This window comes from Amycolatopsis sp. cmx-4-54 (genome assembly GCF_046548895.1).
GTDB lineage: Bacteria > Actinomycetota > Actinomycetes > Mycobacteriales > Pseudonocardiaceae > Amycolatopsis.
The window spans coordinates 223,386-243,634 of sequence record NZ_JAEBEJ010000007.1 but is presented as its reverse complement, the minus strand read 5'-3'; the positions used below and the strand labels follow the sequence as shown (position 1 = coordinate 243,634).

Annotated in this window: 20 protein-coding genes; 12 read left to right on the top strand and 8 right to left on the bottom strand. The window is 70.4% G+C overall.

The features are described from left to right. Positions 1–15: 15 nt before the first annotated feature. Both ACLJQ7_RS24530 and ACLJQ7_RS24525 read right to left on the bottom strand, forming a co-directional pair. Positions 16–1,974, bottom strand: coding sequence for a hypothetical protein (locus tag ACLJQ7_RS24530; protein ID WP_410650507.1), 1,959 nt, complete (start codon positions 1,972–1,974; stop codon positions 16–18). Further along, positions 1,971–3,368 (bottom strand): sigma 54-interacting transcriptional regulator, encoded by a 1,398-nt coding sequence (locus ACLJQ7_RS24525; protein ID WP_378444128.1) that lies wholly within the window; start codon positions 3,366–3,368, stop codon positions 1,971–1,973. The genes ACLJQ7_RS24530 and ACLJQ7_RS24525 overlap by 4 nt, the downstream gene beginning before the upstream one ends. Positions 3,369–3,502: 134 nt before the next feature. Between ACLJQ7_RS24525 and ACLJQ7_RS24520 the strand changes: the two genes are divergently transcribed. Then, positions 3,503–4,300: a hypothetical protein gene (locus ACLJQ7_RS24520; protein WP_410650506.1), complete on the top strand. Its 798-nt coding sequence runs from the start codon at positions 3,503–3,505 to the stop codon at positions 4,298–4,300. A gap of 4 nt (positions 4,301–4,304) precedes the next feature. On the opposite strand, the gene ACLJQ7_RS24515 is transcribed toward ACLJQ7_RS24520, so the two are convergent. Together ACLJQ7_RS24515 and ACLJQ7_RS24510 are read right to left on the bottom strand one after the other, a co-directional pair. Next, a complete protein-coding gene (locus ACLJQ7_RS24515; protein WP_410650505.1) occupies positions 4,305–4,925 on the bottom strand; it encodes a VC0807 family protein in 621 nt (206 codons plus the stop codon). Continuing rightward, positions 4,922–5,806 carry an alpha/beta fold hydrolase gene (locus ACLJQ7_RS24510; protein WP_410650504.1) on the bottom strand — a complete coding sequence of 295 codons (885 nt, stop codon included), beginning with the start codon at positions 5,804–5,806 and terminating at the stop codon, positions 4,922–4,924. The genes ACLJQ7_RS24515 and ACLJQ7_RS24510 overlap by 4 nt, the downstream gene beginning before the upstream one ends. 86 nt (positions 5,807–5,892) lie before the next feature. Between ACLJQ7_RS24510 and ACLJQ7_RS24505 the strand changes: the two genes are divergently transcribed. Further along, complete coding sequence (locus ACLJQ7_RS24505; RefSeq protein WP_410650503.1) at positions 5,893–6,483, top strand: TetR/AcrR family transcriptional regulator; 591 nt, start codon at positions 5,893–5,895, stop codon at positions 6,481–6,483. Positions 6,484–6,572: 89 nt separating this feature from the next. Here ACLJQ7_RS24505 and ACLJQ7_RS24500 read toward each other — a convergent pair whose 3' ends face one another. After that, entirely contained in the window at positions 6,573–7,619 is a 1,047-nt protein-coding gene (locus ACLJQ7_RS24500) for a ferrochelatase (protein WP_410650502.1), read from the bottom strand. 85 nt (positions 7,620–7,704) lie between these two features. Here ACLJQ7_RS24500 and ACLJQ7_RS24495 point away from each other — a divergent pair, with 85 nt between their 5' ends. From ACLJQ7_RS24495 to ACLJQ7_RS24485, 3 genes are all read left to right on the top strand, one after another. Further along, on the top strand, positions 7,705–8,289 hold the full coding sequence (locus ACLJQ7_RS24495) for a TetR/AcrR family transcriptional regulator (RefSeq protein ID WP_410650501.1): 585 nt from the start codon (positions 7,705–7,707) through the stop codon (positions 8,287–8,289). A 73-nt stretch (positions 8,290–8,362) separates the two neighbouring features. Further along, on the top strand, positions 8,363–9,544 hold the full coding sequence (locus ACLJQ7_RS24490) for a Cmx/CmrA family chloramphenicol efflux MFS transporter (RefSeq protein ID WP_410650500.1): 1,182 nt from the start codon (positions 8,363–8,365) through the stop codon (positions 9,542–9,544). Further along, the gene (locus tag ACLJQ7_RS24485) at positions 9,534–9,956 is read left to right on the top strand and encodes a nuclear transport factor 2 family protein (RefSeq protein ID WP_410650499.1); all 423 of its coding nucleotides are present in this window, start codon (positions 9,534–9,536) and stop codon (positions 9,954–9,956) included. Before ACLJQ7_RS24490 ends, ACLJQ7_RS24485 begins: the two co-directional genes overlap by 11 nt. A 64-nt stretch (positions 9,957–10,020) precedes the next feature. On the opposite strand, the gene fabI is transcribed toward ACLJQ7_RS24485, so the two are convergent. Next, entirely contained in the window at positions 10,021–10,788 is a 768-nt protein-coding gene (fabI, locus tag ACLJQ7_RS24480) for an enoyl-ACP reductase FabI (protein ID WP_410650498.1), read from the bottom strand. A 49-nt stretch (positions 10,789–10,837) separates the two neighbouring features. Continuing rightward, positions 10,838–11,542, bottom strand: a complete 705-nt coding sequence (gene fabG / locus ACLJQ7_RS24475; protein WP_016334125.1) for a beta-ketoacyl-ACP reductase — start codon at positions 11,540–11,542, stop codon at positions 10,838–10,840. Between the two features lie 192 nt (positions 11,543–11,734). Here fabG and ACLJQ7_RS24470 point away from each other — a divergent pair, with 192 nt between their 5' ends. The 6 genes from ACLJQ7_RS24470 (at position 11,735) to ACLJQ7_RS24445 (ending at position 18,052) form a co-directional block, all read left to right on the top strand. Further along, entirely contained in the window at positions 11,735–13,093 is a 1,359-nt protein-coding gene (locus ACLJQ7_RS24470) for an MFS transporter (protein WP_410650497.1), read from the top strand. A 16-nt stretch (positions 13,094–13,109) separates the two neighbouring features. Further along, entirely contained in the window at positions 13,110–13,772 is a 663-nt protein-coding gene (locus ACLJQ7_RS24465; RefSeq protein WP_410650496.1) for a response regulator transcription factor, read from the top strand. A gap of 3 nt (positions 13,773–13,775) precedes the next feature. Continuing rightward, a complete protein-coding gene (locus ACLJQ7_RS24460) occupies positions 13,776–15,179 on the top strand; it encodes a sensor histidine kinase (RefSeq protein ID WP_410650495.1) in 1,404 nt (467 codons plus the stop codon). Next, a complete protein-coding gene (locus ACLJQ7_RS24455; RefSeq protein ID WP_410650494.1) occupies positions 15,176–16,117 on the top strand; it encodes a TAXI family TRAP transporter solute-binding subunit in 942 nt (313 codons plus the stop codon). The genes ACLJQ7_RS24460 and ACLJQ7_RS24455 overlap by 4 nt, the downstream gene beginning before the upstream one ends. A 166-nt stretch (positions 16,118–16,283) precedes the next feature. Further along, positions 16,284–17,549: an alpha/beta hydrolase family protein gene (locus ACLJQ7_RS24450; RefSeq protein WP_410650493.1), complete on the top strand. Its 1,266-nt coding sequence runs from the start codon at positions 16,284–16,286 to the stop codon at positions 17,547–17,549. 71 nt (positions 17,550–17,620) lie between these two features. Beyond that, positions 17,621–18,052 carry an acyl-CoA thioesterase gene (locus ACLJQ7_RS24445; RefSeq protein ID WP_410650492.1) on the top strand — a complete coding sequence of 144 codons (432 nt, stop codon included), beginning with the start codon at positions 17,621–17,623 and terminating at the stop codon, positions 18,050–18,052. Here the strand turns inward: ACLJQ7_RS24445 and ACLJQ7_RS24440 are convergent. Next, on the bottom strand, positions 18,040–19,635 hold the full coding sequence (locus tag ACLJQ7_RS24440) for an alkaline phosphatase D family protein (RefSeq protein ID WP_410650491.1): 1,596 nt from the start codon (positions 19,633–19,635) through the stop codon (positions 18,040–18,042). The two genes, ACLJQ7_RS24445 and ACLJQ7_RS24440, sit on opposite strands and share 13 nt — an antisense overlap. A gap of 111 nt (positions 19,636–19,746) precedes the next feature. On the opposite strand from ACLJQ7_RS24440, the gene ACLJQ7_RS24435 reads away from it, so the two are divergent. After that, positions 19,747–20,208 (top strand): tRNA (cytidine(34)-2'-O)-methyltransferase, encoded by a 462-nt coding sequence (locus tag ACLJQ7_RS24435; protein ID WP_410650490.1) that lies wholly within the window; start codon positions 19,747–19,749, stop codon positions 20,206–20,208. The last annotated feature ends 41 nt before the right edge of the window (positions 20,209–20,249 follow it).

Sequence of the window (20,249 nt, the reverse complement as noted above, 5' to 3'; positions counted from 1 at the left end):
CCAGCGTAAGCGAGTTCAGCGCTTCCTGGTCCGCAGGTAGTCGCCGACCACGGCGGCGCCGAGCCCGTCCAGGTCCGGAGCGACGACGCGGCCGCCCGAGCGGCGCGCGATGACGTCGACGAACTCCGTCAGGCGCGGGTCGTCCCCGAGCCGGAACACCGTCACCGACGCGCCCAGCTTCGCCATCCTGTCCACTTCGGACAGGGTTTTGAGCAGGGTCCTCGGCTGGGGCGGGTAGTCGAAGTCCGCCGTGCCGTCGGGTTCCAGATGAGCCGTCGGTTCGCCGTCGGTGACCATCAGGACCACCGGCTGCGCGTCGGGGTGCCGCCGCAGATGCCGCCCGGCCAGGAGCAGCGCGTGGTGGGCGTTGGTGCCCTGTTCCCAAGCGCCTTCGAGGCCCACCAGCTCGGCCAGCTCGACCGACGTCGCGTAACGGCCGAAGGTGATCAGCTGGAGCGCGTCGTTGCGGAACCGGGTGCTGATCAGCTGGTGCAACGCGAGCGCCGTCCGCTTCATCGGCAGCCAGCGGCCCTCCTGCACCATCGACCACGACGTGTCCACGAGCAACGCCACCGCCGCGCGCGACCGATGTTCGGTCTCGACCACCTCGACGTCGGAGACGTCCATCCGGACCGACCGCTCACCCAACGAAACCGAGCGCAGGACCGAGTTGCGGACCGTCCTGGAGACGTCCCACGGCTGCATGTCCCCGAACCGCCAGGGCCTGGTGGCACCGGTCGGCTCGCCCGCGGCTCCGGCGGACTCCGTCTCCCGCCGGCCGGTCTTGCCGCGCAACGCGTTCACGACGTCGGCGAGCGCCGTCTCGCCGAGGCGCCGCAAAGCCTTGGGTGACAACCGGAGCGTGCCGTCGGGAGCACGTTCGAAGAGACCTTGGCGCCGGAGCTCGCGTTCCAGTTCGGAAAGCCGCCGCGCGTCCACACCGGCGTCCGGTCCGAGCTGGCGCTCGAGAGCCTCGACGTCGATGTCCTCCAGCCGCGCACCGGGATAGGACTGGCCGAGCTGCTCGGCCAGCGCGTCCAGTTCGGCGAGATCGGACATCGCCCTCGCGCCTTCGCCGAGGCCCAGCGGATCGTCGCCGCGGAACCGTTCCGACGACGTCCAGTCCTCGCCCGGCCGCAGCGCCCGCAATTGGGCGTCCAAAGTGGACAGCTGCTGCGCGAGCCGGGGGTCGCCGAACGCCTGCTGCGACAGTTCGGCCAGTTCGGCCCGCTGCTCGGGCGTCATCGAGTTGAGCATCCGCTGCGCGGCCGCGGCGCGAGCGGCGAGGACGTCGATCAGCTCCTCGACGTTCTTCGGGCTCTCCGGGAAGAACTCGCCGTGCTCGCGCATGAACTCCGCGAACCGCTCCGGCACGTCCTCCCGGCCCTGTGCGTGCGCGGCCAGGAGGTCGTTGAGGTCGGCGAGCATCCGGTTGGCCTGCTCGGCCTGTTCCGGCCCGGCGTTCCGCAGTGCCTCCTTCATCCCTTCGAAGCGGGAATCCAGCAGCTCACGGCCGAGCAGCTCGCGGATCTTCTCGTAGTTCTCCCGGCCCCGTGAAGAGCGCCAGTCGTACTCGGCGAGCTCGCGCACGGCCGCCGCCGTCCCCGGCGGCAACGCGTCCAGCTGTGCCTCACGGAAGCGGGCGTCGTCGTCCGGATCGGGGAACAGCTCGCGCCGCTCGGCCTCCAGTGCCTGGTCGAGCAGCCGCTGGACCTCCTGGAGTGTGCCGTCCAGCCGGTGCCGCCGCTGGATCTCCGACCGGCGCTGCCAGAGCCGCCTGGTCAGTTCGTCCAGGCCGGCGGTGCGCGGGGTGCCACGGCGTAGCAGCTCTTCAAGTGCCGACCGGGGCGAAGCACCCGCCATGACGTCGCGGCCGATCTCGTCGAGCGCGTCCCGCAGATCCGCCGGCGGTGCCAGCGGATCCGGGCCGTCGTCCCACGGCCCGTACGAATAGCCTTCCGGGAGGACGCTCATCGGCCGTAGACGGTCGTCGAGTCGTCCGAGTCCTTGGCGAGTTTCCTCGACAGGAACAGGGATTCCAGCGCCAGTTCGACCGCGGCCGCGATCCGCCCCGCCGGTTCGTCCGGGCCGACGCCCGCACGCGCGGCGACGTCGTGGAGCACGGGCAGCTCGGGCAGTGCGGCGAGGACGTCCTTGCCGGGAACGCGTTCCCCGGTGGCGACCAGATGCCCGGATTCGACGGCGTCCGCCAGCGGCAGCAGATCCAGTCCGGCGAACCGCGAACGGGCCGTCTCCGCGACCGCGCGACGCAGCAGGTGCACGAGGTGCTCGGTCTCGCGGCCCTCCTCCCCCGGCTCGAATTCGAGCTTGCCGCGCAGGACGCCGGGGACCGCGTCGAGGTCGACCGGACGCGCCACGGCGGGTTCCTCGCCGGTCAGCGCGGACCGGCGCAGCGCCGCGGCACCGACCGTCTCCGCCGCGGCGACGGCGAACCGGGCCGAGACACCCGAACGCTGGTCGATCACCGGCGATTCGCGCAGGTTGCGCACGAACCTGGCCAGCACCTCCAGCAGCGGCTCGCCGACCTCGGCGACCAGGTGTGCCTCCTGCCGGACGACGGCGATCTCCGACTCGACGTCGAGCGGGTAGTGCGTGCGGATCTCGGCGCCGAACCGGTCCTTGAGCGGGGTGATGATGCGGCCGCGGTTGGTGTAGTCCTCCGGGTTGGCCGTCGACACCAGCAGCACGTCCAGCGGCAGGCGTAACGTGTAGCCGCGCACCTGGATGTCGCGTTCTTCCATCACGTTCAGCAGCGCGACCTGGATGCGCTCGGCGAGGTCCGGCAGCTCGTTGATCGCCACGATGCCGCGGTGGGCGCGCGGGACGAGTCCGAAGTGGATGGTCTCGGGATCGCCGAGGCTGCGGCCCTCCGCGACCTTCACCGGGTCGACGTCGCCGATCAGGTCACCGACCGATGTGTCCGGTGTGGCCAGTTTTTCCGTGTACCGCTCGTCGCGGTGGCGCCAGGTCACCGGCAGGGCGTCGCCGAGTTCGGCGGCGCGGCGCCGCGATTCCGGGGTGATCGGGTCGAGCGGGTGCTCGGCCAGCTCGGCCCCCTCGATGACGGGCGTCCATTCGTCGAGCAGCCCCGCCAGGGTGCGCAACAGCCGGGTCTTGCCCTGGCCCCGTTCGCCGAGGAGGACGACGTCGTGCCCGGCCAGCAGCGCGCGTTCCAGTTGCGGCAGCACGGTGCGCGAGAACCCGACGATCCCCGGCCAGGCGTCTTCCCCCGCGCGGAGCTTGGCGAGCAGGTTATCGTGCAGTTCTTGTTTGATCGACCGCGGCAGGTGACCCGCCGCGCGAAGGTCCCCGGCGGTGCGGGGCAGATTTGCGGGAACATCGTTCACCCGTTCGACGCTACGTCGCGAGCGTGGCCCCTGTCGACGTGAAGCAACTCCAGCTTCGGAACGTTCACCCGCGCTCCCCCTCGACAACGCGCCCATTTCCGGGTTTCGCCGGAAGCACGACTAAAATCAGTCCGGTGTGCCGTCCTAGTGCGACCCTCGCGGTCTGGTCTTCGGCGTGGCTGAACGGAGCCGCCGCCTCCGACGACGTCCTTGACGCCCTGCAGGTCTGGGGCGAAGCCCACGACTTCGTCGCCGCCGACTCGGCGGCCGCCGAAGCGTTCGACCTGCCCCTCGCGTTCAACCGGGCGGCGACCCCGGTCCAGTTGCTGCTCGCCCTGCGCGCCCAGGGCGCCAAAAGCATGCAACTGCTGCTCCCGGTACCCGGCGACGTCCGGGGTCTGGGCGGCGGTGGGCCGTTCAGCGAGGCGGCGCTGCGCACCGGGGAGGCCGTCGTGCTGCCGGACCTCGGTTACGGAGTGGTCCCCGAGGCGATCGCCGAAGGACTCATGCGGTGGACGGTGTTCTCGGTACCCATGCTGGGTGTCCTCGAGTACCGCCCGCTGGGCGAGGCCGAGCACGGCCTGACCGACGCGATCCGCGCGAGCGCGGGGGCGCTGCAGACGCTGGACGTCGCCAGTGAGCGGCCGGGCGTGCGAGCGGAACTCTCGGCCCGGCTCCGGGCCGCCACCGACGCGCCCTGGCCCGCCGGGATGCCCAACCGGGCGCTGCGGGTGCTCCAACGTTCCCAGGAGATCGCGGCGATCCTCGCCATCGCCGAAGCCGACGATCCGGGCGGCGCGCTCTCCTCGTCGGCGGCGCTCCGGCGGGCGGAGGCACTGCGGCCGCTGACCGAAGCCGTCCGCAATGCCCGCTATGCGGCGATCAACGAGGCGGTGCGAGTGTTCGCCGAACAGGCGGACAGGCACCCGTAGGCCTTCACGGCGTCACCGCGTGCGCTTTCTGGACTTTCTCGGCATAGCGGACGGACCACAGCGAAAGTCCGCCGATGACGGCGAGCAGCAGGACCACGCTGAGCGCGTTCATCACGTCGGCCGACAAGGTGTAGACCAGCGGTACCCGGATCGCGGCCTCCAGCAACAGCGCGACTCCCCACACCGCCGACATCCGGGTGAACGCCCGGCGGAAAGCGGGCACCTCGTCGGTGAGGCGGTCGATCTCCGCGCGTTTGGCCGCGCTGGAACCGGCCCGCACGGCGACGAGCACCATGGGCGTACGGCTGAAGCAGCTGAGCAGCAGGACGATCGCGGCGGTCGCGGTGGCGAAGGATTCCTTCAGCAACAGGAATTTCGCGTCCCCGGTGACCAGCGAAAGCACCAGCCCGATCCCGAGTACACCGGCCAGCAACGCGGCGAAGCCGTCGAAGGACCGGTCCCGGACGGCGACCCACACGATCCGGGCGGCCGCCACCCCCGCCCCGGCCAGCAGCGAGATCTGTTCGCTCTGCCCGGCGAGCCGGAGCCCGTAGTAGGCGGCCAGCGGGAGCGCGACGTCCCAGAGCAGCAAGGACAGCGTGGGGTTCCTGCCGCGCGCGCTCACGAGTCCGTCTCCCGTTCGGCCAGGAACTTCAGGACGCGCGCGTTGACCTCGGCCGCCTCTTCCCCGGCGATGGCGTGGGTCGCCGACGGCCACAGTTCGACCTGTCCACGCGCCAGGAACTCACGGGCGCGGGCGGCCGCGCGCTCCGGGCGGTGGATGACGCTGCGCCCGGCGATGAGGGCCAGCACGGGCATCCGCAGGGAGCGCAACTGCTCGTCGGTGAACAACCTGGGCGACGGCAGGGCGATGCGGTAGGTCCGCATCCCCTCGTCGATCACTCGCGCGACCGGATCCGTGGCGTCGACTTCCGCGCCGCCGGAGATCCAGTCGAGGAACGACGGCCGGGCCCATCGATTGATCACGGGGATCGCGGTGAGCGTCGCGCGGACGACCAGTCCCGCGGTCAGCCCGCCGAAGGTCAGCACGGGGTCGATCACGGTGAGCGATTTCAGCCGTTCCGGCGCGCGCACCGCGAGGTTGGTCGCGAGCCAGCCACCGAACGAGTACCCGATCAGGTGCACGGATGGCAGGTCGAGTTCGGCGAGCACCGTGCATAGCCACGCGGCCTGGTCCGCGCCGTCGCGGATCGGGGCGGTCTGTTCGCTGCGGCCGGCTTCGCCGATGAGGTCCACCGCGAAGACCTCACCGTGCGCGAGCAGCGCGGCGAGGTTGGGTTCCCACATCACCGCGGTCCCCGCGCGGCCGGGCAGCAGCACGATCGGCGTCGCACCCGGCTGCCCGAACCGGTACACCCGCGCCACCCCGAACGCCGTCCGGACGTCGTGGATCCCGGCCGGTGCGGGCAAAGCCGCCATACCTCGCTCATAGACGGCCTCGTACTCGGCGCGCGCCTCCGGCGAGGCGAATCCGCCCAGCTTCATTCTCACCCCTCCTTTTTACGGTACGATCGGATTGTAAACAGTTGGTGAGAAGTTTGCAATCCGATCGGACTGCGAAAAGGAGCACGGTGCCCAAACGAGTCGATCACGAGGACCGGCGGCGGCAGATCGCCGCGGCCGTTCGCCGCATCGCGGCCGACCGGGGACTCGAAGGGGTCAGCCTGAACGAGGTCGCGGCCGAAGCCGGCATCTCGAAGGGGTCCGTCCAGCACTACTTCGCGTCGAGGGACGAGATGCTGCGCTACGCGACGACCACCCTGCGGGGCGGCATCGAGGAGCGCATCGCCGCCCCGTCGGAGCCGCGCGTCCGGGACCTGCTCGTCGCCTTGCTGCCGCTGGACGAGGGGGGCCGGGACCACGCGCTCGTCGCGAACGCCTTCGTGGTGCGCGCGCTCAAGGATCCGGAGATCGCCGGCCACTTCCGGACCGGCCACGGTCAGCTCCGCGACGCGGTGGCGGCTCTGCTCGCCGCCGGCCGCGACGATCTCCTGCCCACCGTCGACCCGGCCACCGAAGCCGACCTCCTGCTCGCGCTGGTGTCAGGCCTCGGCGACGCGGTGCTGCTCGGTTATCAGTCCGGCGACGAGGCCATCGCCCTCATCGACCTGCACCTGTCTCGGATCGCCAGCGTGAGCCGTAGGGACGGTCAGGCCCCTTAGCCGGCTGCGGTTGTTGTCAGGCTCCGGTCCGTGAAGGCCTCCTTGAGGGACTCTGGGTCCCTCAAGGAGGCCTTCACGGACTTGGGCACTTACGGGCGGGCGGGCCTCTTCGCGGGCTCGCAGCATCCGATCGCGCAAGGCGCCCCGTTGATCGTGCACCCGGCCGCCGGGAACGGCGACAGTTTCCGCGCCGGCACCCCCTCGGTGTGTTCCCGGATCAGCTCCACGACGAGTTCCGCGAAGCGCGGGTCCGTGTCCGGCGTCGCGGCACGCGCGAAGCCCATGCCGTGCTCGGCGGCCCGCTCCGCGGCCTCGTTGTCGAGGTCCCAGATCACCTCGAGGTGATCGGACACGAAACCCACCGGGCAGACGACCACCGAGGTGACGCCTTCCGCGTGCAGCGCGTCGATGTGGTCGACGATGTCCGGCTCCAGCCACGGCACCTGCGGCGGGCCGGAGCGCGACTGCCAGACGACGTCGTAGGTCTCGATCCCCGCTTCGGCCGCGACGAGGCGGGCGGCCTCGGCGATCTGGCGCGAGTAGCGCCGTCCGCCTTCCGACGGCGGACCGGACGCGGTGTCGGCGGACTCGGGCACCGAGTGGGCGCAGAACACCGTGCGCGTTCCGGGCCGGTTCCCCAGTTCCGCGTGCGCGGCCCGGACGGCGTCGGCGAAGGCGGCGATGAACAGAGGGTGGTCGAAGAACTGACGCAGCTTCACCAGTTCCGGCGCGCCGTCACCGACCGCCGCGCGGGCACGCTCGATGTCCTCGTCGTACTGACGGCAGGCGGAGTAGCCGCCGTACGCGCTCGTCGGGAAGACCAGGACGCGCCGGGCGCCCGCCTCGGTGATCTCGGCGAGGGTGTCCTCGACCATCGGCCGCCAGTTGCGGTTGCCGAAATGGACGGGCAGATCGATCCCGGCGGCCGCGAGTTGCTTCTCCACCGCGGAGATCGCCTCCCGGTTGAGCCGGTTGATCGGCGAGACCCCGCCGAAGTGCTGGTAGTGCTCCGAGACCTCGAGCAGTCGTTCCCGGGGGACCCCACGGCCCCGCGTGACGTTCTCCAGGAACGGCATCACCTCGTCGGGTCCCTCGGGACCACCGAACGAAAGCCAAAGCAGCGCGTCGTAACCCACCCTGCCATCTTGCCGCTGTGGCGCCCCGCACGCTGACCCGGCCCGTTTTGAACCGACCGATCCAAAACCTGGTACGGTCACTTCCATGGCCAGGCCGAAGGAATTCGACGAGCGCGCCGCGGTCGGGCACGCCATGGACGCGTTCTGGGTACGCGGCTACGAGGGCACGTCGACACAGGCCCTCTGCGAAGCCACCGGGTTGGGCCGCAGCAGCATCTACAACACCTTCACCAGCAAGCACGAACTGTTCATTCGCGCGCTCGATCACTACGCCGAACGCGGGATCATGGCCAGGACGGCCTTGCTGGAGGAATCCGGGACCGGCGTCGAGCGGTTCGGCGCGCTGTTCTCGTACACGATCGACGAGGAGGTCGCGCACCACGGCCGGGGCTGCCTCGTGGTCAACACGGTGGCCGAGTTCGGCGGGCGCGACCCCGAGGTCAAGGCACGGATCGAGGCCGACACCCGGCGTCATCTCGCCCTTCTTTCGGCCTGCGCCAAGGAAGGGCAACTCGACGGGACGATCGACGGCGATCGCGACCCCGGGGCGATCGCCGAGTTCGCGCACAGCACCGTCGCCGGTCTCCGGCTGATGTCCCGCCGAGGCGCCGGCCGGGCGGCCATGGAATCCGTCGCCGCCATCGCACTGGACGCGATAGCCGCGAAGTAATACCCCGAACAAGCCCCGTGCGCGATGCTGCCCACATTTTGGACTGATCGATACAAAACTGGAGGAACTTCCCGTGCCTTTGGCAGTCTGCGTACTCGGACTGAGCGTGTTCGCGCTCGGCACGTCCGAGTTCATGATCACCGGCCTCCTGCCGGGGATGGCGGCCGATCTGAACGTCGGCATCCCGGAGGCCGGGCTGCTCATCTCGGCCTTCGCGATCGGCATGGTCGTCGGCGCTCCCCTGCTCGCGATCGCGACCCTGCGGGTGCCCAGGCGCGCCACCCTGATGGCCCTGCTGGTCGTGTTCGGGCTCTCGCACGTCGTCGGCGCGCTGGGCTCGGGGTACGCCCTGCTCTTCGCGACCCGAGTCGTCAGCGCGGTCGCCTGCGCCGGATTCTGGGCGGTTGCGGCGGCCACCGCCGTCGCGCTGGTCCCGGTCGAGCGCCGTGGCCGCGCGCTGGCCATCCTGGTCGGCGGACTCACCGTCGCGAACATCGCCGGTGTTCCCGCCGGGACCTTCCTCGGCCAGCACGCGGGCTGGCGGGCGGCGTTCTGGGCGGTCACGGTACTGACCGTCATCGCGCTGATCGGCGTCTTCGCGCTGGTCCCGGAGACACAGAACGGCAAAGACAAGGCGGACGTCGCGACCGAACTGCGGCTCTACCGCGGCGGCCGGTTCTGGCTGGCGCTCGGCGTGATCGCGCTCGCCCAGGCGATGATCTTCGCGACCTTCAGCTATCTCGCGCCCTTGCTGACCGAAGTCGCCGGGCTGCCGGAGAGCTGGGTGCCGGGCGTCCTGTCACTGTTCGGGCTCGGCGCGCTGATCGGCATCACCGCAGGCGGCAGGCTCGCCGACGCGAGGCCCTTCGCGACCCTTTACGGCGGCCTCGCCGTCGCCCTGCTCGCCCTGGTCCTGCTCGCGATCTCCGGCCCGGCGACCCCGGTCGCGATCCTCGCCGTGTTCCTGTTCGGCGTCGCCGGATTCGGGGTCAATCCCGCCTTGAACGTCCGCGCCTTCGCCGTGGCGGGCAACGCTCCCACACTCGTCGGCGCGAGCACGACCGCCGCGTTCAACGTCGGCAACACCCTCGGCCCCTGGCTCGGCGGCGAGTCGATCGACGCCGGTCTCGGCTACCCCAGCGTCGCGTGGGTGAGCGTCGGGCTCGGGGTCGCCACCGTCGTCGCGCTGACTTTCGCCGCCGGTGTCCAGCGCACCGATGACACCCGCCTGCTCCGTGAACCCGTTGCCCATTAAGGAGAAAACATGTCCGAACGAACCCGATCCACCCTCGACGAGTTCTTCCGTCGAATGTCCACAGGGGACCGACGGAGCCACGGAACTGTTCGCCGACAGCGTCGAATGGGACATCCCTGGCGCGACCGAGCTGGTCCCGTGGATCGGCCCGCGCCGGAATCCGGCGGAGATCCGCGAGTTCCACGACCTGCTCGACAAGGGCCTCGTCAAGGACCGGTTCGACGTCGAACGCGTCCTCGTCGACGGGCCGCAAGCGGTCGCGATCGGCCGGCTCCGCTCGACGATCCGCAGTACCGGGAAGGTGATCGAGACGGCCTTCACCATCGAGTTCGAGGTGAACGACGACGGGCTGATCACCAAGTACCTGCTGCTCGAAGACTCCTGGCAGGTGGCCAACGCCGTCCTGCCCTGATGCTCGTGAAGGCCCCCTTCCCTCGGCTCAGCCGAGGGAAGGGGGCCTTCACGCGCGTCGAGACCTAGATGCCGAGGGCGTGCACTCCGCCATCGACCATGATCATCGAGCCGGTCGTGGCGGGCAGCCAGTCCGACAGCACGGCGCAGACGGACTTCGCCGTCGGGTCCGGGTCGGAACTGTCCCAGCCGAGCGGCGCGCGGTCTCCCCAGCCCTCCTCCAGCTCGGAGAAACCGGGGATCGACTTCGCCGCCATCGTCTTCATCGGACCGGCGCTGACCAAGTTGACCCGGATGCCCTTCGGGCCGAGGTCGCGCGCCAGGTACCGGTTCACCGACTCCAGCGCCGCCTTCGCCACACCCATCCAGTTGTAGACGGGCCACGCGACGCGCGCGTCGAAGTCCATGCCGACGATCGACGAACCGTGCGAGAGCAGCGGGAGCGTCGCGACGGCGAGCGCCTTGAAGGAGAACGCCGAAACGTCGACGGCCACCTTCACGTCCTCGCTCGGGGCGTCCAGGAACGGCGCGCCGAGGCAGGACTGCGGGGCGAACCCGATCGAGTGCAGCACGCCGTCGAGCCCGTCGACGTGCTCACGCACGCGGTCGGCGAGCGAGTCGAGGTGCTCCTGGTTGGTGACGTCCAGCTCCAGCACCGGCGCCTCCTCGGGGAGACGCTTGGCGATGCGCTCGACGAGCGACAGCCTGCCGAAGCCGGTGAGCACGACCTTCGCGCCCTCCTGCTGCGCGATCTTGGCCGCGTGGAACGCGAGCGAGGCGTCGGTGATGACGCCGGTGATCAGCAGGCGCTTGCCTTCGAGCAGTCCTGGCACGGGACCTCCAGTCCGGAATGATGTGGTCGATAAAGGAAAACGGGGGACGTCAGTGGCCCATGCCGAGGCCGCCGTCGACCGGCAGCACCGCGCCGTTGACGTAACCGGCCTCTTCGGAGGCGAGGTAGCGGACGGCGGCGGCGATCTCCGACGGCTCGGCGTACCGGCCGGAGGGAACCTGGGCGAGGATCTCCTTCTTGCGGTCCTCGCCGAGCTCGTCGGTCATGTCCGTGGCGACGAAGCCCGGCGCGATGACGTTCGAGGTGATGTTGCGCGAGCCCAGCTCACGCGCGAGCGAACGGGCGAGACCGACGAGACCGGCCTTGCTCGCCGCGTAGTTGACCTGACCGGCGGACCCGGTGAGCCCGACGACGGACGAGATGAAGATGTAGCGTCCCCACTTGCCGCGCAGCATGCCGCGGGAAGCGCGTTTGGCGACCCGGTACGCGCCGGTGAGGTTGGCGTCGACCACGCGGGTGAACTGCTCCTCGCTCATGCGCATGAGGAGGGTGTCGTCGGTCATGCCGGCGTTCGCGACGAGGACCTCGACCGGGCCCTGGTGCTCCTCGACGAGCTTGAAGGCGGCGTCGATCTGCTCGGCGTCGGTGACGTCGGCCTGCACCCCGAAGAGGCCTTCGGGCGCGCCGGAACCGCGGTGCGTGATCGCGACCTTGTGTCCCTGCGCCGCGAGGTCCTTCGCGATCGCCAAACCGATGCCGCGGTTGCCGCCGGTGACCAGTACCGACCGTCCCACTTCAGCTCTCCTCGCCTCGTCTTGTCGCGCTGACGGCACTGAGGTTATCGGCTCGCCAGGTTCACGCCCGAGCCGCGCCACCCCTACCTCCGGGTAACCGCGACCGTCCTAAGCGGATGTTAGGAACCGCGCCGAAACCTTGCCCGGCCGTCACGGATTGTTCACCGTGAGCCGGAACACAGGAGGTCAAAGATGACAACCCGGATCGGCGAATCCTCGCCGCCCGTGAGCGAACGTCGAGTCGTCGGCAACGTGCTGCGCGGCTCGATCGGCAACCTGGTCGAGTGGTACGACTGGTACGCCTACGCCGCTTTCACCACGTATTTCGCCAAGTCCTTCTTCCCCACCAAGGACACGACGGCGGCGTTCCTCGGCACGGCGGCGGTGTTCGCCGTCGGCTTCCTCATGCGGCCGCTCGGCGGCTGGATGCTGGGCCGGTTCGCCGACCGCTTCGGGCGGCGAAGCGCACTCGTGCTTTCCGTCACGTTGATGGCGGCGGGGTCGCTGATGATCGCGCTGACCCCGACCTACGCCACGATCGGGATCGCCGCGCCGATCCTGCTGCTGGTGGCCCGGCTCATCCAGGGGCTCTCGGTCGGCGGCGAGTATTCGACCTCCGCGACCTATCTGTCCGAAGTGGCCACTCCGGGCAAACGCGGCTTCTACTCCAGCTTTCAGTACGTGACGCTGTACGGCGGCCAGCTGCTGGCGCTCGGCCTCCAGCTGCTGCTGCAGGCCATCCTGACCGAACAGCAGCTGACCTCGTGGGGCTGGCGGATCGCCTTCGTCGTCGGTGCGCTCGCCGCGGTCGTGGTGATGGTCCTGCGCCGCGGGATGGACGAGTCGGCCAGCTTCGAGGAGACCAAGGCCTCCGGCACCGGCAAGGACGCGGGCGACAAGGGCACGCTGCGCGCGCTGATCAAGTATCCCAAGGAGATCGCGCTCGTCGTCGGCCTCACCCTCGGCGGCACGGTGTCGTTCTACACCTTCGCCACCTACAGCCAGAAGTTCATGGAGAACACCGCGGGCATCCCGCGCCGGACGGTCACGCTGATCCTGTTCTGCGCGATCCTCGTCGCCGCGATCCTGCAGCCGTTCGCGGGCAAGCTGTCCGACCGCATCGGCCGTCGTCCGCTGCTGATGTTCTTCGGGATCGCGGGCACCCTGCTGACCGTTCCGATCATGACGCTGATGGGCGGGACGAAGGAGCCGGTCCTCGCCTTCCTGCTGATGCTGGCCGGCCTGGTGATCGTCACCGGGTACACCTCGATCAACGCGATCGTGAAGGCCGAGCTGTTCCCGACGAAGATCCGCGCGATCGGCGTCGGTCTCCCCTACGCGCTCACCGTGGCGATCTTCGGCGGCACGGCCGAGCTCATCGCGCAGGCGCTCAAGGGGGCCGGCCACGAATCGGTGTTCTTCTACTACGTCGCGGGCTGTGTCCTGGTGTCGCTCATCGTGTACGGCACAATGCGGGAAACCTCGAAGACCTCGGAGCTGGACAAGAAGAAGCGGCCCGAGCCCGAGCTCGTGTCCGGCCGCGAAGGCTAGGCGGGAAGGTGTGGCCGTGCGGGTGCTGCTCGTCGAGGACGACGCCGGTGTCGCCGACGCGCTCGCCGAGGCGCTGCAGTCGCGCGGCCACACCGTCTCCCACGCGATCCGGGGCAGCGACGCGCTGCACCGGCATCGCGCGGCCGATGTGATCCTGCTGGATCTCAACCTGCCCGACATGCACGGGCTCGACGTGCTCAGGAAGGTCCGCCAGGTCTCGCCGGTGCCGGTGCTCGTGCTCACCGCGAGCGGGGACGAACGGTCCGTCGTGCGCGGGCTGCGGCTCGGCGCCGACGACTACCTGACCAAACCCATCCGCCTGGCCGAACTGCTGGCGAGGATGGACGCGGTCGTGCGCCGCGCGGCCGTCTCCGCCGCCCCGCAGGACGGCGTCGTCCGTGTCGAGGACGTCGAGATCGACCTCGGCGCGCGGCGCGTGCTGGTCGGCGGGAACGACATCGGGCTCACCGCCAAGGAGTTCGCCGTACTGGCTGTGCTCGCCGCCCGGCCGGGCACGGCGGTGAGCCGTCAGCAGCTGATGGACGAGGTCTGGGGCGACGCGTATCTCGCCGTCTCCCGCTCGCTCGACGTGCATCTGACCCAGTTGCGCGCGAAGCTCGACAGGCCGGGACTGCTGACCACGATCCGCGGTTTCGGCTACCGGCTGGGCCGGGACTGACCGGTGCGCACCCGGCTGCTGGTCGTCCTCGTCGCGCTCGCGCTGACCGTGGTCGCCGCGTTCGCGATCCCGCTGTTCGGGTCGACCGCCGCGCAGCGGACCCAGCAGCTGGTGATCGCCCGCAACGCCGACGTCGACCGGTTCGTCGTCCTGGCGCAGCAAGCCGTCGACGCCGCCGACCCGACCGCCCTGGCGGTCGACGCCGAGCGGTATTCGTCGTTATACAGCGAGGCCGTCGTGGTGGTCGACGCACGCGGGGTGCCGCTGGTGGAGACCGGCGGGATGGCGGCCGCGGAACCCGTGGTCCGCTCGCTCGTCGAGGCCGCGCTGCGCAACCAGCCGGCCAAAGGCCCCGAACAGCTGAACCCGTGGTCCGCTGATCCGGTCTACTTCGCCCGTCCGGTGGGCACGGGCACGCGGGTGGCCGGAGTGGTGGTGCTGCGCGCGTCGGTGACCACGGCGGCGGCCGACGTCGCCGCCCGCTGGGCCGCGATCGTCGCGGGCGCGGTGCTGGTCGCGGCGGTGTTCGTGCTGCTCGCGGTCCTGCTGGCCCGCTGGATGGTGCGGCCGTTGCACGAACTGGAGACCGGCGTGCAGGCGGTGACCGAAGGGCATCGCGCTCAGGTTCCCGACCGCGCCGGGCCCCGCGAGCTGCGTTCCCTCGCGACGTCGTTCAACCGGATGTCCGACGCCGTCGTCGAGGCGTCCGAACAGCAGCGGCGGCTCGTCGCGGACGCGTCGCACCAGCTGCGTAATCCCATGGCCGCCTTGCGGTTGCGCGTGGACTCGCTGGCCGCGCAGGTCGACGGGGACGGCCAGCGGGCCTACCGCGCGACCGTCGCGGAGGTCGAACGGCTGGAGTCCCTGCTCGACGGCCTGCTCGCGCTGGCGCTCGCCGAAAGCGCCGCGACCCGGCTCGCCGCGGGCGAGTCCGGCGACGAACCCTGCGACCTTCCGGCGGTCCTGGCCGAACGGGTCGACGCGTGGCGTCCTTCGGCCGAAGACGCGGGAGTCGGCCTCTCGGCGGTGGAAGGCCATGACGAGCCGGTGCCGGTGCGGTGTGAGGAAAGTGAGCTGGCCCAGGTCCTGGATGTCCTGCTGGACAACGCGGTGCACTACTCCGGACGCGGTGCGACGATCACCACCGGCTACGAAACCGGGGACACGACGGCCACGTTCTTCGTCTCCGACAACGGACCCGGACTGTCCACAAAGGACCGTGAACGCGCGACCGAACGGTTCTGGCGTGCCGGTGGTGACGGTGCGCCGCGCGGAACGGGCCTCGGGCTGGCGATCGCGAATCAGCACGTGCTCGCCAGGGGCGGGAAACTCGAACTGCGCGAAGCGAAACCGCGGGGGCTCGAAGTCCGCGTCGAACTGCCTCTCGCGACAGGGGAAAAGCCGTGACCGTCACCAGGCGCACCGCTCTTCTCGCCGGACTCGCGACGCTCGCGGGGTGTTCGACCGCGGGCTACCGGGGCCCGGAACGCGAGGTCGTCATCGCGGCGGGCGAGAGCGGCGGCTTCTATCTCGCCTTCGCCGAACTGCTGGCCCAGCGGCTGAACCTGGCGGAACCGCGGCTGCGCGCGACGGCCGTCGCCACCGAGGCCAGCGTGGAGAACCTGCGGCGGTTGCGGGACGGCCGGGCCGATCTCGGGCTCGTCCTCGGCGACGTCGCCGAGTCCGCGTTCGCCGGTGCGGAGCCGTTCTCCGTCCCGATCGCGTTCTCGGCGATCGGCCGCGTCTACGAGAACTACCACCAGCTCGTGGTCCGGGCGGACGGCGGGGTGCGCTCGGTCGCCGAGCTGACCGGGCGACCGGTGGCGATGGGCGCGAGCGGATCCGGCGTCGCGGTGTTCAGCACCCGTCTGTTCGCCCGCGCCGAAGTCCCGGTGAAGGCGAAGAACCTGCTTTTGGGTGAAGCGATCAACGCACTGGCGGCACACGAGGTCGACGCGCTGCTCTGGTCCGGCGGGATCCCGACCCCCGCGCTCACCGAACTGAACCGGGCCACTCCGATCACCCTCCTCCCGCTGGACGCCCATCTCCCCGCCCTGCGCGCGGGCTACGGCCCGGTGTACGACCAGGTCCACGTGCCGGCGCAGGCCTATCAGGGCGTCGGCGAGCTGCGGACGGTCGGTGTCGCGAACCTGCTGCTGGCGGCTCCGTCACTGCCCGACGACGTCGCGGCGGCGGTGACCCGGGTGCTGGCCGGGCACGCCGCCGATCTCGTCCCGGCGGCCGCGGTGGGAACGCAGTTCCTCGACGTCCGGACGCTGATCGGCACCGGCAAGGTCCCGCTGCATCCCGGAGCCGCCTCGGCCTACCGTGCCCTGCACGGGTGATCCGGGCTCCATCTTGAGAGGGATGCGCGTCGCACCGGGGCGCTGCCAGGGTCGGAACCAGGCGGCCATCGGGCCGCCCCGATCCGGAAGGACTCCAGCAGTGGGCGAATTCATGCGGTCGTCACGACATGGTCTACCAAGGACAGGGTCATCGAGACACCTCAGAGTGGCGCGGGGTTCGGCGCTGATCGCGGGCCTCGCGCTCGCGGGCGGACTCGCCACGGCGGCCCCCGCCGTCGCGGCCGACCAGGTCAAGCTCACCGCGCCCGCCCTCACCGGCCAGTACGAAGTCGGCACGACCGACCTGCACCTCGTCGACCCGTCCCGCCCCGACCCGTGGAAACCGGAGCGGCGCCGGGAACTCATGGTCACCGTCACCTATCCGGCGGACCGGTTCGCCGACGGACCGCGCGCGCCGTGGCTCACCCCGGGGATGAGCGCCGTCATCGACCAAGCGTTGTCCGGCGAGGACTACCTCGGCCTCCCGGTCGGCTCCATCGACTGGGCGGCGGCGAAGCGGCGAGCCGAGATCGGCGTCCCCGCGGCGCACGGCGCCCCGAAGCCGGTGGCGCTCTTCTCCCCCGGTTTCGGTGGGCCGAGGGAGACGTACACGGCGATCGTCGACGATCTGGCGAGCCGCGGCTACGTCGTCGTCTCGCTCTCGCACACCTACGAGAGCGCCGCGGTCGAGTTCCCCGGCGGGCGGCTCGAAACGGCCCTTCCGCCGGGCGAAGGACCCGAGTTCATGAAGAAGGCGCTCGACGCCCGGGTCGCCGACAGCCGGTTCGTCCTCGACCAGCTGGCGAAGATCACCCGCGGCCAGAACCCGGACGCGGAGAACCGGCCGCTCCCCCGCGGGCTCGGCTGGTCGCTCGACCTGTCCAGGGTCGGCGCCTACGGTCACTCCTACGGCGGATTCACCGCGGGCGAGACGATGGTCCACGACCGCCGTGTCGACGCGGGGATCAACCTCGACGGCGCGATGGCGACCGCGTTCGGCTACCCGCCCGGCAGCGCCTACGAACCCGGTGAGGTCACGAAACGCGGACTCGACCGGCCTTTCCTGCTGATGGGCGCCGAGGGCGTCGACGAGAACGGCAAGCCGCTGGAGCACACGCACCGGCAGCCCGGCTTCGACCGCAGCTGGGCCGACTTCTGGGCCAACCAGCGGGGCTGGAAGCGGGACCTGCTGCTGCGCGGTGGAAGCACACACATGGCGTACAGCGATCTCCAGGTCGTGGTGCCGCAGCTCGGCTCGCGAGTGGCGCCGGAGAAGCGGGAGGCGGTCATCGGCACCATCGATCCCCGCCGATCGGTGGCCGCGCAACGGGACTACATCGGCGCGTTCTTCGATCTGCACCTGAAGGGCCGTGACCGGCACCTGTTCGACGGCGAGTCGCCGCGCCACCCGAACATCGATTTCATCGACTAGCCCGGACGCGCGTGAAGGCCCCCTTCCCTCGGCTCAGCCGCGGGAAGGGGGCCTTCACGTAGGTTGGAACCGTGACAGAGCCACGGAAACCGATCGTCGAAATGCCGCTGCGCGTGCGCTACCACGAATGCGACGGGCAGGGCATCGTGTTCAACGCCCACTACCTCGCCTACGTCGACATGGCCATGTTCGAAGTGGAGAAAGCCCTCTTCGGCTCACACCAAGAAGCGCTGGCCCACGGTGTCGACGTCGTCGTCGCCGAATCCAACCTCCGCTACCGCGCGCCTTGCCGCTACGACGACGAACTGGTCGTGGCCGTGTACCTGAACCACCTCGGCACGACGTCGCTGATCATCGACTTCGAGATCACCCGCGGCGGCGACCTGTGCACCGAAGTGAAGACCCGGTACGTTTTCGTCGACCCGGCGACCCTCACTAAGGCGGCGCCGCCCGCGACGGTGCGCGAGGCGTACGCCGCCTTCCAACCCGCTCAGGCGGACTGAACGCCGGGCCGCCGGTCTTCGACGACGTAGCTGGCGCGCGTGCTGATCGGCGCGCCGGGGGTGTTGACGAACGGCACCACCCGGAAGTCGCTCCGCCAGCGCTGCCGGTTGACGTTGACCCGGACGTACCCGCGCTGGCTGTTGAAGAACTTCATGTGCGGGTTGGCCTTCAGCAGGGTCTCGCCGCCGGGCGTCATGTCGGCGCCGTTGCCGCCACTGGTGATCGACGTCCCGACGAATTCGCTCGCCACGGTGAGTGAATCGGGGTCCGCGAAGTCGCGCTTGAGGTCCCAGGCGTAGTTCTGGTGCCTGTCGCCGGTGATGACCACCAGGTTCCGCACCCCGCGGTCCTGCGCGGCGGCGAGCACGCGGTCGCGGTCGGCGACATAGCCGTCCCACGGGTCGAGGTGGACGTTCGTCGCCTCGCCCGCGTCGGTGTCGGTCTGACCCATCGGCGCCTGGTTGCCGAGGATCTGCCACCGCGCGCGGGACCGGGAGAAGCCGTCGAGCAGCCACTTCCGCTGCTCCGAACCGAGCAGGGTGCGGTTCTCGTCGAACCGCTCCGTGCAGTTGGCCGACTGGCCGTCGCCGCACGGCTGGTCGTCGCGGTACTGGCGGGTGTCGAGCATGGTGAAGTCGGCCAGCGTGCCGTAGCTCAGCCGCCGGTGAAGACGCGCGTCCGGTCCCTTCGGCAGCTGCGCGATGCGGTACGGCAGGTGCTCGTACATCGCCTGGAACGCCTCGGCCCGCCGCTGCCGGAACACCGCGCGGTCCTGGTCCGGTTCCTTGTCGATCTGCGAGGTGTCGCCGGCCCAGTTGTTCTCCACCTCGTGGTCGTCGTTGACGTGGATCCACGGGAAGGTGGCGTGCGCGGCCATCAGCGGCGCTTCGGACTTGTAGAGCGCGTACTGGAGCCGGTAGCGGGCAAGGTCGAAGGTCTCGCCCTTGAACTGCGGCCCCACCGGCGTTCCGCGGCCGACCCCGGTGACACCGCTTTCGTAGAGGTAGTCGCCGAGGTGCACGACCAGGTCGAGATCCTCCGCCGCCATGTGGTCGTAGGCGGTGAAGTGCCCGGCCTCCCAGTTCTGGCAGGACGCGAACGCGAAGTTCAGCTCGCGCGGCGACGACCACGCGACCGGTGCCGTCCGGGTACGGCCGACCGGAGAGATCTCACCGCCCGTGCGGAAGCGGTAGAAGTACTCGTGGTCCGGCGCGAGGCCGTGGACCTCCGGGTGCACGGAGTGCCCCAGTTCGGGCGTGGCGACCACGGATCCGCGGCGGATCACCGCGCGGAACCGCTCGTCGAGCGACACCTCGTACTCGACGCGGACCGGCGTCCGTGGCATACCGCCGAAGCCGTCGGCCTCGTAGGGCTTCGGCGCGAGCCTGGTCCAGAGCACGACACCGCCGGGCAACGGGTCACCCGACGCGACACCGAGGGTGAACGGGTTACCGGCACCGCTCGCGAGCGGCATCGCACCGGCGGCGTTCCAGGCACCGGTCCCCAGCAGGACCGCGGCCGCGCCGGCGGAGCCATATCCGAGGAAGCGACGCCGCGACAGGGGGTGAGGGAGCGAAGGCATGAAGCCCTCCTGTGGTGGGATGGTCACGGGCGGGCCTCATGCTCGTCCGGCTTGATGGCCGCCCGGCCGCGCTCAGGCGAAGCGCCCGTGAACGAAAGACGATCAACCCTCGTGTTCCGCATCCTGTTCTACCGCCCGGAAATCCCGCCCAACACGGGTAACGCGATCCGCTTGACCGCCAACACCGGCTGCGAGCTCCACCTGGTGGAGCCACTCGGTTTCACGCTGGAGGACAAGCAGTTGCGGCGAGCCGGGCTCGACTACCACGACCTCGCGCGCGTCCACGTGCACGCGGACCTCGACGCGGCTTGGGCGGCCTTGCTCCCCGCCCGCGTGTACGCGTTCAGCGCTTCGGCGACGCGGCTGCACACCGACGTCGCCTACGAGCCCGGGGACGTCCTGATGTTCGGGCCGGAGTCGGCGGGGCTGCCCGCCGAGATCCAGGGGTCCCCGCAGGTGACCGACCGGGTGCGGCTGCCGATGCTGCCGTCGAGCCGATCGCTGAACCTGTCCAACACCGCGGCGATCGCCGTCTACGAGGCTTGGCGGCAGAACGGCTTCGCGACCCCCTGAGTGCCCGGTCCCGGCCTGCTATGAAAGGTCCTTTCCTTGCA

What these genes read in the sequence shown, in the direction of transcription:
- ACLJQ7_RS24495 (WP_410650501.1), top strand. Translation starts at nt 7,705, where the DNA reads ATGGCCAGGCCGAAGGAATTCGACGAGCGCGCCGCGGTCGGGCACGCC.
- ACLJQ7_RS24510 (WP_410650504.1), bottom strand. Translation starts at nt 5,806, where the DNA reads ATGAAGCTGGGCGGATTCGCCTCGCCGGAGGCGCGCGCCGAGTACGAG.
- ACLJQ7_RS24470 (WP_410650497.1), top strand. Translation starts at nt 11,735, where the DNA reads ATGACAACCCGGATCGGCGAATCCTCGCCGCCCGTGAGCGAACGTCGA.
- ACLJQ7_RS24440 (WP_410650491.1), bottom strand. Translation starts at nt 19,635, where the DNA reads ATGCCTTCGCTCCCTCACCCCCTGTCGCGGCGTCGCTTCCTCGGATAT.
- ACLJQ7_RS24530 (WP_410650507.1), bottom strand. Translation starts at nt 1,974, where the DNA reads ATGAGCGTCCTCCCGGAAGGCTATTCGTACGGGCCGTGGGACGACGGC.